At 45.6% G+C, this 13,112-nt stretch carries 10 protein-coding genes; 6 read left to right on the top strand and 4 right to left on the bottom strand.

Features of this window, described 5'->3' with window-relative positions; translation table 11 throughout:
- Positions 1–111 precede the first annotated feature (111 nt).
- The 4 genes from JK628_RS16610 to nrfD all read left to right on the top strand — a co-directional run bounded on the left by JK628_RS16610 (position 112) and on the right by nrfD (position 6,015).
- Positions 112–1,920, top strand: coding sequence for a sensor histidine kinase (locus tag JK628_RS16610; RefSeq protein ID WP_202286006.1), 1,809 nt, complete (start codon positions 112–114; stop codon positions 1,918–1,920).
- Positions 1,921–2,209: 289 nt separating this feature from the next.
- Positions 2,210–4,486 (top strand): thiosulfate reductase PhsA, encoded by a 2,277-nt coding sequence (gene phsA / locus JK628_RS16605; protein ID WP_202286004.1) that lies wholly within the window; start codon positions 2,210–2,212, stop codon positions 4,484–4,486.
- A 12-nt stretch (positions 4,487–4,498) separates the two neighbouring features.
- Positions 4,499–5,071: a 4Fe-4S dicluster domain-containing protein gene (locus tag JK628_RS16600; protein ID WP_202286002.1), complete on the top strand. Its 573-nt coding sequence runs from the start codon at positions 4,499–4,501 to the stop codon at positions 5,069–5,071.
- Positions 5,068–6,015: an NrfD/PsrC family molybdoenzyme membrane anchor subunit gene (nrfD, locus tag JK628_RS16595; protein ID WP_202286001.1), complete on the top strand. Its 948-nt coding sequence runs from the start codon at positions 5,068–5,070 to the stop codon at positions 6,013–6,015. Before JK628_RS16600 ends, nrfD begins: the two co-directional genes overlap by 4 nt.
- A gap of 132 nt (positions 6,016–6,147) precedes the next feature.
- On the opposite strand, the gene JK628_RS16590 is transcribed toward nrfD, so the two are convergent.
- Entirely contained in the window at positions 6,148–8,550 is a 2,403-nt protein-coding gene (locus tag JK628_RS16590; RefSeq protein ID WP_202285999.1) for a PilZ domain-containing protein, read from the bottom strand.
- Positions 8,551–8,710: 160 nt separating this feature from the next.
- Between JK628_RS16590 and radA the strand changes: the two genes are divergently transcribed.
- Complete coding sequence (radA, locus tag JK628_RS16585) at positions 8,711–10,084, top strand: DNA repair protein RadA (protein ID WP_202285997.1); 1,374 nt, start codon at positions 8,711–8,713, stop codon at positions 10,082–10,084.
- 50 nt (positions 10,085–10,134) lie between these two features.
- On the opposite strand, the gene JK628_RS16580 is transcribed toward radA, so the two are convergent.
- The 3 genes from JK628_RS16580 to JK628_RS16570 all read right to left on the bottom strand — a co-directional run bounded on the left by JK628_RS16580 (position 10,135) and on the right by JK628_RS16570 (position 11,497).
- Positions 10,135–10,506, bottom strand: a complete 372-nt coding sequence (locus JK628_RS16580) for a PilZ domain-containing protein (protein ID WP_202285995.1) — start codon at positions 10,504–10,506, stop codon at positions 10,135–10,137.
- A 157-nt stretch (positions 10,507–10,663) separates the two neighbouring features.
- Positions 10,664–11,209, bottom strand: a complete 546-nt coding sequence (locus tag JK628_RS16575; protein WP_202285994.1) for a YgjV family protein — start codon at positions 11,207–11,209, stop codon at positions 10,664–10,666.
- A 144-nt stretch (positions 11,210–11,353) separates the two neighbouring features.
- Positions 11,354–11,497, bottom strand: coding sequence for a hypothetical protein (locus tag JK628_RS16570; protein WP_202285992.1), 144 nt, complete (start codon positions 11,495–11,497; stop codon positions 11,354–11,356).
- Positions 11,498–11,705: 208 nt separating this feature from the next.
- Here JK628_RS16570 and JK628_RS16565 point away from each other — a divergent pair, with 208 nt between their 5' ends.
- The gene (locus tag JK628_RS16565) at positions 11,706–12,938 is read left to right on the top strand and encodes a DEAD/DEAH box helicase (protein WP_202285990.1); all 1,233 of its coding nucleotides are present in this window, start codon (positions 11,706–11,708) and stop codon (positions 12,936–12,938) included.
- Positions 12,939–13,112: the final 174 nt, after the last annotated feature.

Genomic DNA, 13,112 nt, shown 5'->3' with positions numbered 1-13,112 from the left:
AGTTCAGCACTTAATGCGAACCCCTTTTTTACAAAGCATGAGTCGTATCACATTGAGGCAACATCGAGCTATCGTAAGCTTAAGCTTGGTGGTTAATGTGAGGCGAGCCGAGTGTATCGGATACTATTTTTTATATTGCTGTTGGGTTGCGCTTCGAGTGTTTGGGCGCAGTCTCAAGCGCTGTATGTTGGTGTGCTTTCTAATTGGGGCAACCAACAAGCGATGGAACGCTGGGAGCCATTGATGCAGTATTTAGAGGAGGAGGTGCCCGGCACGCAGTTTCATGTTTACCCCGGCAATTTTGAGGCGCTAAATCTGGCAATGGAGTTAGGTCAGATCCAGTTTATTATCACCAATCCTGGTCAATACCTCTATCTTTCCAACCAATACCCGCTATCTTGGCTGGCAACCATGCGTTCCCGGCGCCATAACGGTGCTACCTCGGCAATAGGCTCTGCGATTATCGTTAAAGCTGAAAGTAACTATCGCACCCTATATGACTTAAAAGGCAAAGTCATAGCCGCCAGTGATCCCCATGCATTAGGCGGTTATCAGGCGACTGTTGGCTTGATGCACAAGTTGGGTATGGACTCCGAAAACTATTTTAAAGAGGTTAAGTTTCTCGGTTTTCCGCTAGATCCCTTGTTGTACCAAGTTCGAGATGGCAATGTTGATGCGGCGATTACACCGCTGTGTACCTTTGAGGATATGATAGCGCGAGGCTTAATCACTGCGGCAGATTTTCGTATTCTTAACCCCAGCCGACCGGAAGGGTTTGATTGCCAATGCAGCACCCATCTTTATCCTAACTGGTCTTTTGCTGCCAATGAAAGTGTCAATATTGGCTTGAGTAAACAGATCACTCAAGCCTTAATGGAGCTACCCACTGAACATCCTGCAGCGATAACGGCGCAGCTGATGGGCTGGACGTCACCCATTAGCCAGCTAGCAGTGATCCAGCTTTTTAGTGAACTGCATGTTAAAGGTACTGATCGCAGCCGCTGGGAGAGCGTGCAAAACTGGCTTAAGGACAATCGACACTGGGGTATTTTTGCTATTTTTGTTTTTGTGATGGCAACCCTCTATCACTTGTGGATTGAATATCGATTCCATCAAAAGAGTGAGTCATTAATCGAGACTGAAAGGCAGTTAAAGCAACAAGCTATAACACTGGAAAGGTTACAAAGCGCCTCCATTATTGGCGAGATAGGTGCCGGTTTAGCCCATGAGATTAATCAGCCCATTGCCGCCATTACTAGCTATAGCGAAGGCGGTATTATGCGGCTACAGGGGGATAAAACAGGCGATGTAGCATCGAGTATCGAACTGCTGGAAAAAATTCATCGACAATCAACGAGAGCGGGAGAGGTGGTACACCGCATTCGTAGTCTACTTAAACGGCGAGAGTCGGTAATGGATGACGTCAATATTCTCAGTCTTGTCGATGAGTGTGTTTCACTGTTGAAGCTGGAGCTACAGCGTAGAGATATTCTAATCAATAAGCGCATTAAAGGAGAGCCCTTCTTCATTACAGCTGATCGCGTTGGATTGCTACAGGTGCTAATTAATCTGACTAAAAACAGCTTAGATGCTATTGCAGAATCTCAGTCTCAAAGCCAAACTCATGCCCAAACTACGGCCAAGGGTGAGATAACCATTGAATTGATATTCAAAGAGTATCAAGTTGACGTCTTGATTATCGATAATGGTACTGGATTGTCGCAGAATTCCGATTCTGTCATGGCCACTTTCTTTACGACTAAAGAGGATGGTTTGGGCCTCGGGCTGGCTATTTGTAATGAAGTCGTCAGTGAGCACGATGGTGCATTTTCGTTAAAAAGCCGAGATGACAAGCAGACTGGCTGTATTGCTAAAATCAGCTTAAAAAAGCGAGGTTGTCAACGAAAGGTTGAGGCTTGATCTTGACTAAATTTGTAACTGCATGATCTCTATCATCTAAATATTGTTTTTTCGTCAATAAGTATCGATATGTGGCTTACCACAATAGACAAGCAAACCTCTTTTATGGCGGCATTTTTTGAATTGTGAACGGCCTCACAAAGCTTACATCAGGAGTGTCGATATGTGGTTTACCACAATATTCAACGTTTAACCCCTAGCAGACAATAGTGAAAAGTTTAGGACGAGTCACCTAGCTATAACTCCTCCTTTAACGCACTTAGTACCATTGTCTACTGGGAGAATAATCATGAAATTAGATCGGCGAACCTTTATCAAAGGAGCTGGAGCGGGCACCGCTGGTTGCGCACTCGCAACGCTGCCAGGCTCCTTAGCTGCTCTAGGGCATTCCACATTGGAGGGCAGCGCTGAGTCTGTTGCCAGTATCTGTGAGATGTGTTCAACCCGTTGCCCTATCTCTGCTCGTGTTGTGAATGGCAAGAACGTTTCAATACTGGGCAATAAAAATGCTAAATCTTATGGTGGTGCTGTCTGTGCCCGCGGTGGTGCAGGGCATAGTCAGTTATATGATAAGCAGCGTATCGTTAAACCATTAAAGCGTGTTGGCGAACGAGGCGAGGGGCAGTGGGCTGAAATAGAGTGGGACGAAGCCTATGGGATTATTGCCGAAAACCTCAATAAGATTAAAGCGCAACATGGCGCCGAGTCGGTGGCTTTCTCCTCTAAATCAGGTTCTCTTTCTGGTCACCTATTTCACCTTGCTAAGGCATTTGGTAGCCCGAATACGTTCACTCACGCAACGACCTGTCCCGCCGGTTATGTGGTCGCTGCTAAAGCCATGTTTGGTGGTAAGGTTAAGCGTGATTTAAGCAATTCAAAATATATCATCAACTTTGGTCATAATCTCTACGAAGGCATCAATATGTCTGAAACGAGAGCCATGATGAATGCACAAATGGAAAAAGGTGCCAAGTTAGTGGTGTTTGAGCCGCGCTTTTCGATTGTGGCTGATAAAGCCGATGAGTGGTATGCAATCAAACCTGGTACCGACGTCGCCGTAGCTCTAGCCATTTGTCACACCCTCATTGAAGATGATTTATACGATAAAGCGTTTGTGGCTGAGTTTGTGTCAGGTTTTGCTGAGTTTGCTAAAGAGGTCAAAGCCTATACTCCACAATGGGCTGAATCTATCAGTGATGTTCCTGCTGAAGATATTCGCCGTATTACTCACGAATATGCTGCTGCCGCACCCCATGCTCTGGTCGATTTTGGTCATCGTTCATCATTTACTACCGAAGAGTTTGAGATGCGCCGTGCGCTATATGCAGCCAATGTGCTGGTGGGCAATATTGAGCGTAAAGGCGGACTGTACTTTGGTAAGAAGGCCGCTAAGTATAATAAGTTTGCGGGTGAGAAAGCCGCACCAACACTGGCAAAGCCCGGTGTTGAAGGTATGGCTAAAATCGATGCTAAACGAATCGATATGGTCGATGAGCAATACTCGCTGATTTGGTCATCTGGTGGAGTGTATCAAACTATTCTCGATGCCACGCTCACGGCGACGCCTTATCAGCTACACGCTTGGGTGATGAGTCGTACCAATCCAATGCAGACCATGACTGACAGGGCTCGGGTCGTTGAAACGATGCAGAAGCTCGACTTTGTGGTGGCTTGTGACATCTATATCAGTGAAAGCGCCGCCTATGCTGATATTTTCCTACCAGAATCTACCTACCTAGAGCGCGACGAAGAGATTGTTGATAAGTCAGGTAAGAACCCTGCTTATTATGTGCGCCAGAAAGTGGTTGAAACCATAGGCGATACCAAACCAAGTTGGCTTATCTGGAAGGAGCTTGCTGACAAGCTGGGCCAAGGGAAATTCTTCCCATGGGAGAACATGGAAACGCTGCAACTGTTTCAAGTGAACAAGAATGTTTCGCTGCTTAACAAGATCAAAAGTGACGGTTGGGTCAGTTACGGTAAGCCGCTGCTGTTACGGGAACCTGCAATGGTGAAGCAGTTTGTCGAACGCTATCCCAATGCCAAGCCATTGGACACCAATGGTACCTATGCAAGTCAGCTTAGTTTTAAAACCCCGTCGGGCAAGATTGAACTGAGTTCGAGCAAGGTCGAAAAGATGGCGCCAGGCCGCGGGGTGATCAAGTACCGCGAAGTGAATATGAAGAAAGCCGACGAGCTGTTTTTTATTCAAGGCAAAGTTGCGGTTCATACCAACTCAGCCACGCAAAATGTACCACTGTTGGCCAACTTGATGTCTGACAATGCAGTGTGGATCCATCCAATCACGGCAGGACTGCTTAATATCAGCAGTGGTGACAAGATTCGAATTTACAACGATACCGGCAGCGAAGAGGGCCATGCCTTAGTCACCCCAGGTATTCGTCCTGATACTGTCTTTGCCTATATGGGTTGCGGCTCAAAGAACAAAGAATTGGCGCGCGCCACCGGCAAAGGTGTGCATTGCGGCAACTTACTTCCTCATGTTACGTCGCCTGTCACCGGTATGAACCTGCATACCACCGGCGTCAAAATTGCCAAGATTTAATCGGAGATCATTATGACTAAGCGTTATGTTCTTGTGCACGATGAAAACAAGTGCATTGGCTGCCAAGCTTGCAACGTGGCTTGCCGCAGTGAAAATAATGTTCCTGAGTCGGTGACCCGGCTGCAGGTTCGAATCGAAGGGCCCTATGGTAACTTCCCCCACTTACACTTTAAGTACAACCGAGTTTCATGTGAGCAGTGTGAAAATGCGCCATGCGTCAAAGTTTGCCCAACAGGTGCCGCTTATGTGAACGATGATGGCATTGTTTCAATCAACGAAAACAAGTGTGTTGGCTGCCTCTATTGTGTGGCTGCATGCCCTTACAAGGTGCGCTTTATCAACCCCGAAACTCGGGTGCCAGATAAATGCGACTTCTGTAAAGAGAGCCGCTTAGCTCGCGGAGAGCAACCAGCCTGCGTCAGTGTATGTCCAACTCAAGCACTCACCTTTGGTGATGCGAATGATATGACCTCTGAAGTGCGCAAGGTGTTAGACACTAAACCGAGTTACCAACAGAAGGTAAACCTTGGCACAGAACCAAGAGTTTACCGAATTCCAAGTCGTAGAGGAGGGATCAAAGCATGAACAATATATGGGGCTCAATGGAGCAATATGATCCCGTAGTTTGGAACTGGATCATCGCAGTGTACCTATTCATGGCCGGTCTATCTGCTGGCTCAATGTTGGTTGCGATTGGACTGAAATGGTACAAGCAAAGTCGAGGCTTACCAACTGAAGGCTTGCCAGTAATCAAGGCGGCTGCAGTGATTGGTCCTGTGGCAATTTGCTTAGGAATGGCATTACTCGTGTTAGATTTGACTAAACCGTTTGAGTTTTATCATATCTTACTCAATTACAACCTTACTTCAGTGATGGCTTGGGGAGTCATAGCCCTATTGGTCTATATCCCATTAGTGTTTGTGTTTGCCGCCTTAGTATTTGAAAAACAAGTCTTGCACTATGCCCCTTGGCTTGCAGGGGTGTTAAAGGTCTGTGGTCAGCTTGAAGGTAGTCTCAATAAGCTTATCTTTGCACTGGCGCTAGGTGTTGGTGTATATACTGGGTTTCTACTTTCGGCGATGATTAGCTATCCGATTTTGAATACCGCGGTGTTACCAGCGCTGTTCTTAGCATCGGCAATGTCGGTCGGCTCAGCGGGTAATATCTTAGTCGCAACGCTATTCTTCAGTAAAAAGGAGTCCGACTGTATTGAGCAGGTACATCGCATCGAATATCCGGTAGCCTTTAACGAAGCACTTTGTCTGGTGTTATTATTTGTCGGGCTGAACTTTTCTGGTCCAGCAGCCCAAGCGGCTACTGCGGCAATAACCACTGGTACATGGGCTAGCGTGTTTTGGATTGGCGTTGTTGGTCTCGGACTGGTGGTGCCGGTATTAGCGAGTACGCTAGCACCTAAAGCGTGGCGTCATAGCAAGGGGTTCTTGATTACCGTTTCCTGTAGCACGATTTTAGGGGTATTAGCGCTGAGACACTTTGTGGTCTATGCGGGGCAAAGCTATATCAGCTAAGACGCAGTAGAGGCTGGTATAACCGTCTCCATTCGCACGCTGACTGAAACAAAAAAGCCCAAATTGTCTTTGGGCTTTTTGATACTGTTTTTATGCTGTCATCGGTTATATAGCGAGGCACTTTTAATCACATTAGCTAAGTTCAGGAAAACGCAGTAACACCTCTCGGCTAACATCAAGTAGCTCACCGACACCGATTATGCGCCAGAGTTGTTGCTCCAGTTTTTTACCTTTGTGCTGTGCATGTATCTTTATGTACTCCCGCTCGCGGCGGATATAATCTAAATCTGGCTTTCCGGTAGCACCGCGATAAACCCGCAGTGCTAGAAACTCACCTAGATGTCGGCTTTGCTTAATAAAATGCATTAACTGATCCATATCTTTGAGATCGGTATCGCTAATACAGCGTACTTTTACCTTTCCTTGTGATAACCGAGATATTTGCACATAAACTTCATAGAACGATAGTCCATTTTGTGGCTTCATGGTCTGAATAGGCACTATGATATCGCGCTTAAGTTTGCCGTCTTTGAATAGCGGCGTTAAGTCATATTCCAGCGGGCTTTTGCTGCCAGTGGCGAAAATGTTGGCGATATGGTTTTGCTCTACCCCTATGGCGACTACTGATACGTAGGCCGATTTTACGGTTTTTTCTAGATAGAAAGGCAGCGATACTAGCTTTCGCATCAGCAAGTTCTTCATGCCATCGGCGAGCTCTTTTACATCGTGGTTGTTCTCTGTAAGTTTTTCAAACTTGTCTTTATTGTGCTCAATCAGACGATTAAGGAACTCAACACCTACGTGTGGTGTATGACCCACTTGCGCTGCAAGATGTAAGGTGACACCGTTCTTCCGAGTACGGATCAGCCGATAGGGTAAATGCTGTAGTGAGGTTTTTCCGGCAATGGTTTGCAGTTTTGGAAAGCTCAGACTAATCGGCGCAGTCTGGTTAAACTCGACCGGAGTGTCTGTTGTGAGCTGCATTCCTTTACTGGAAATATCTTGGGTGTAGGCCGCCGTGCTGAGCTCCCCTTGGGTCAATACCACCGCTGTTTTGAATGCAAATCGCGCTTCATTGCGGCGTTCACTAAATTGCATCGACACCTGTTTTAATCCAGCGTAGCTTAACTTCTTTTGGCCAAATACTTTGAGTTCATTAACGTTGCTGTTGTTTAGCGTTTTCCATGCTTGATACTGCTCATTTGCAGCATCATTGGTGACATCAATTAATTGAACAACATGGGTAAACGCAGCGAGTTGCGTTTCGGTCAATGCATTGTAGCGGGCATCATCTCCCGGCAATAGGCTGACTCTGTAAGCTTGATTGTGATCGATTGTTTGGCGGGCGACATGAAATATTCGCCAACTGGGCTTGGTTGCGCCAAAGCTAAAAAATAGTGCTTGTAGCTGTTTATCTTGTAACTCAGCCAGTGTCGCAGAATAAAAATATTTGCCACCTTGAACTTGAAAGGTAAAGCAAAATAGCTGGCTATGGGGGCTTTTTTCATCTGAGTCTATGATTGTTTTCAGTCTTGATGGGGTTAACAATGCGTTTATTTGACTGACGCCAGACTCATCTTTGAAGTATTGTGAAATGGCTTGGTTATCTCGACCTAGCAACTGGTGAGTTGCCTGATATAGGGGTTCCGTTTCCAGCGACGCATCAGGTTTCTTATTTTCAATAAATAGCGCTAGGTGAGGTATATGGGGTAAATAGTGGCGCTCGAAACCTAAGCCTTTTGCTGTGACTAACACATCATTTACGTCGACCTTATAACGATACTTATAACCTCTGATGAGTTTACCTAACATTTCAGCTAAGGCCTCACTGCCCGATATTCGTTTAAGTCTCAGCCAGTTGTATTCTTGATTACCTTCAATATCGACAATTTCATATTCAACGCCTTGTTGAAGATCACGGTGGTAATAATCATCGCTAAGCTCAAGCAGTTTCACTCTAATGGGGTGTTTAGCATTAAGGATATGTTTGGCCGGTAGGCGAATTCTTGCGCCACCAACCGATAAGTCAACCGTGATCCCCATGTATTGCTGCATCGACTGCGAGACTTCAATTTTCATGCTGTAATTCATGCGCTCTTCGCAACGAGCAAAGTAGCTACCAAGTACAACTCCCTGCGCGACATAGGGCTCATCAACAGTGCTTACACTATTATCGGCATTGGTGCGAGCTTTAACTACGCGATCTTTATGGGCCGCTATGACTTGCTCGTAAACTCCGAGGGTATATTGCTGACGGTAAAGGGCTAATGCTGCTACAAAACAGGCTCTTGCGGGCTGATCTATAAAATGAGTTTGAGCGCCAAATTCGAAAGGCTCGCAATCAAGGTCTGTTTTGTTGCGTAGATCGATTACTCGACTACAGCTTGAGGCCAGTCGATTAAGTTCCATTTTGAGCAGGAATCGAGTCGAATTGGATTCTTCGGCCGTGAGTTGCTCAAACAGCTCCTGGAAATCAGGTTCCATTAACAAAGGCTTCAGTTGTTCTATTAGCGCACTATGCAGATCTAAACTCATCTATTACTTCTTTTGGGATGCTTATTGGGCCAATGGCTGATAGTCTCATAGGCAAGTTTTTATGGGATTATCCCAATTTACAGTACTAACTTCCTTATACCCTTAGCTATCGGCTGAAAACGTCGATACTTTATCGACTTTATACTATCTAGAAAGAATCATGGCAAAGAATAAAACAGCTTACGTATGTAATGAATGTGGTCAAGACTTTCCTCGCTGGCAGGGCCAGTGTAGCGCTTGCCAAGAGTGGAATACCATTAGCGAACTCAAGATCTCTACCGCAAAGCTCACCACGGCGACCAGTTCTGGTTACGCTGGCTCAGTAGGCGGCGGCTCTAAAAAACTCACCGAGATAGAAGAGGTCGATGCGGAAAAGAGATTAACCGGCATTGGTGAGCTGGACCGAGTTTTGTGCGGCGGCTTAACAACAGGTTCTGTCAACATTATCTCGGGCGATCCTGGGGCGGGTAAAACCACGCTGTTATCTGATCTAGTTTCGCGCATGTCGCAGTCAATGCCATCGCTTTATTGTACCGCTGAAGAGTCGCTGTCGCAGTTTAAGAATCGGGTAAACCGCTTAAAGCTCAATTGCAATGAAGACAACCTTTACCTTATGGCTGAAACGAGTGTTGAGGCGATCATTGCTGAGCTGGAAGCTAAGCAGGTGAAGTTTGCAGTGATAGACTCGATTCAAGCTGTAGTCACTGAACTGGCTAATGGTAGTCCCGGTTCACCTTCACAAGTGAAGGGCAGTGCACAAGCACTGACGCAGTATTGTAAGCAAAACAACGTCACCATGTTTTTAGTCGCTCACGTTAATAAAAACAATGAAACCGCAGGGCCACAAACGCTTATTCACATTGTTGACTGTCTTACGCATATTGAGTGTAACGATGGTCAAATTCGTACGCTTAGAGCCAATAAAAACCGTTTTGGTGATGTCGATACCGTGGGCATATTTCGCATGACGGAGCGCGGCATGTTAAGTGTCGATAATCCAAGTGAAATATTCCTTTCCGGCTCGAGTACCGATTCTGCTGGTTCCGCTATTACCTGTATTCGAAAGGGTAATCGCAATCTATTGCTTGAGATCCAATGCTTAACCACTGAAACCGAGGGGGAGTTTCCGCAGCGAGTTTGCGTTGGACTCAATATGAATCGGATTAAGATGTTAACCGGGATTTTGCGCAAGCACACTAAAACCAAAATTTTCCATGACACCTACTTTAATTTGGTCGGTGGCTTAAAGATCGATGAGTCAGAAACCTGTATCGATCTGGCGCTTGTGGCAGCTTTATTGAGTAGCTTAAATGATTTTATAGTGCCGAGAACAACCTGCATTATGGGCGAACTCAGCCTTAATGGTGACGTTAGGCCGATAGACAGCGGCGTACCGAGAGTCAAAGAAGCGGTGCAACATGGCTTTACCGAAATTTACATCCCTTTTAGAAACTACCATAAATCGATGGAAGGATTAGGGGCGACGATTCATTCGGTTAAAACCATTCATGAGCTCATTGAACTCATCAATTAGCGATGCAATGATGAGCTGTGCATCGAGGGGGAGTGCCACCTACAAGGTGGTTACTTTCCTTGGTTGTGCAGGTCAATAAAGAGCCCAAGCTCTCGATCAAGTAAAGTCGGGTCACCGACATTGAGCTCTATCAACCGTCTTAAATGACTAAGACTTTCTACATCAATGTGGCTGCAAGCTAAACCCAGTAAGTTGTCTTTTTGATACACAAGCTGAGTATCCATATGCAGCTGAATATCGCTGTCAGCAATGGAGAAACTAAGGTGAAGTTGTTGGTTGCTTGGCGAAAATTGCTGAGGTAGTTCAATGAGGGCGCCATTGAGACTAATATCTAGTAGCGTTGTTTGCCATACTTTTTCTTTACATTGCACTTGTGCTTTATTTGCAAATAAAACGCGTGAAAATTGTCGTCTTTCATCCATAGTGATTCCTTTCTGAAAATGCCTTGTCGTATCACTTCATCATCGCTTTAGATTGTTTCTCAAATTGCTACTTAAATAATAGTTTAGCTCAAGGCTAGAGTAAAAAAAGACTCTTTTTTATACTCAACTTAACCATAAAACGTCAGTTGAATGTTAGTTAAGTGGTGCGCTCTAATGCGTAAGGTTGCTGCTTTAGCGCTGGCAGCCCTTTTAGAATAATCGCTATGGTGACGAGTTGATAAGCGATGCCGGACCAAGAGAGCAGGTGTATCGATAGCGTGAGGTTCAACAAGTTACTCAGCAACATGGCATAGCGTAGTCGGGTCGAGCTGCAATAAAAAAGCGCGTAGCTCATTAAGACAGCTGCAGTCACAGCTGCCCATTCAGACCAATGTTCAGCCCAAATCATACCCTGTGTGACAGCCAGTGCAGAGAACACAAAAGGCAAGAGCGTGATGCGCCAGCCACAACGGGCTTTCTCGCTCCGGCAAGTTGCAAAGCGGCCAATATTAAGCAACTGAGTCATCATCCCTAAAGTGCTGCCAAGCAAACCTAGGTGCACTGCGGTTATGCTTGATGCGAGAAGGTTACCTGAAATTAGTTTTTGGTCACTTAATTGGGCATTTGCCCACCAACCAATGGCCATCGACACAAAGCCTAATGCCTGAACCCAAAGTATAGCTTGATGTGATAACTCGAACACTGAACAACCAACAATAACAACAATATTAAACCGGCAGCTATTGTCGTTTTTTTAGTCGCCCATATTGTGACCTAATCGTCACTTTAGCGTTTGCTTTATCATGCTTCGCTTTAGTTTGAGATCTAGATCACGCTTTGTGGTGAATTAACAGTCAGTTCTTAGGTTAACGTACCATGCAAAGTCTTCAGGACCTTGTGCAACATCAATAGCCATAGGTAAACCATCGTGCCGAGCAATGGTGTACCTAAAGCCAGCACCACAAGCATTTTGCTGCTCACTATCCCACATCTCGAATCTTCCCTAGCCAGCGATTCTCCCGAATGCCACGAAGATCTATGCCTATCTTCAAGTAGGATGGGTATATATAGGCAAATACAGGTAAGCGGTCATCACTTAAAGCGGATTGATAACGTATTGTTGAGCTGGGGAGCGGTAAAACACTCGGGCTATTTTCTGTTAATATGCGCTGAATATAATGACTTTTAGGAATATGCTGGTGTCTTTTTCATCTTTATCATTAAGTGATGTGTTACTGAGCCAATTAAAGCAAAAGGGCTATGTGGAACCAACACCTATTCAAGCCGCTGCAATCCCAGTCATTTTAGAGGGTAAAGATCTTATGGCCAGTGCCCAAACGGGTACCGGAAAAACCGCAGCATTCACCTTGCCTTTATTACAAAAGTTAGCGGGTAAGCCGATTGATAAAGATGCAGATGCTATTCGCACACTGATTTTAGTGCCGACGCGTGAACTTGCTGTGCAAGTGAATAAGAGTGTTACTGAATATGGGGTCAATACTAGGGTAAGAAGCATGGTCATTTATGGTGGCGTTAGTATCGATGCGCAGGCGCAAATCTTAGCCGATGGCGTGGATATTGTGGTCGCTACACCTGGAAGGCTACTCGATCACCTTCGCCGTGGTTCTCTGTCATTAATGGCGATCGAAACGCTGGTTTTTGATGAAGCCGATAGAATGCTCGATATGGGTTTTATGGATGAGATTAATGCCATTTTAAAGCAGCTACCAAAGCAGCGACAAACCTTACTCTTTTCAGCCACCTTATCAGAGGCGGTGTTTACCTTAAGTAAAAAATTACTGAATCAACCGCTTAGAATCGAAGTAGACAAGGCCAATAGCACCGCAGATAGTGTCGAGGAGATTGTTTATGCGGTCGACAGTGAGCGAAAGGCGGAACTGCTAAGCCACCTTATCAATAAATATGATTGGCAGCAGGTGCTTATTTTTAGCCGAAAAAAGCAAACTGCAGATACTATTGCCAATAAGTTGATTACAGCCGGTGTTGGGGCAAAAGCATTTCACGGCGATCTCAGCCAAGGTGCTCGAGAGCAAGTGCTTAATGATTTTAAAAAGGGCACGGTTAAGGCGCTGGTGGCCACAGATGTGGCCGCAAGAGGGCTCGATATTGTCGAACTCAATTACGTGGTCAATTACGAAATCCCCTTTATTGCTGAAGACTACATTCACCGCATAGGCCGCACCGGCAGAGCGGGAAAAACCGGTAAAGCCATCACCTTATACAGTGAAGATGATGCGTTGTTACTTGAAGAGCTCGAATCTCTACTAGATAAACGCTTACCACAGCAATGGTTAGCGGGTTTTGAGCCCGATCTTACTAAAGCTGAACCCGTGACCCGTAAAAATAGTAAGTCAGCACAAAGACAACGCGCCAAGAAAAGAGCGTTAGCTGGAAGCAAGCACAAACGCTAATATTTCATATTTTTCGCAGTGATGACATCGTCATATCTATCCCGATCCCACTGAATTTGCATCTTCAGGTAAGGTGGGTATATAGAAGTGCCTGCCGCAGGCTATTGAAATCAATAAAGTACAAGCTTAGCTTGAGCAAAGTCGTGGCGCTCGCTGTTGATAGCATCAAGAGTC

Origin of the sequence: Shewanella sp. KX20019 (assembly GCF_016757755.1) — a bacterium.
Lineage (GTDB): Bacteria > Pseudomonadota > Gammaproteobacteria > Enterobacterales > Shewanellaceae > Shewanella.
This window is presented reverse-complemented; position numbering and strand designations above follow the sequence as displayed.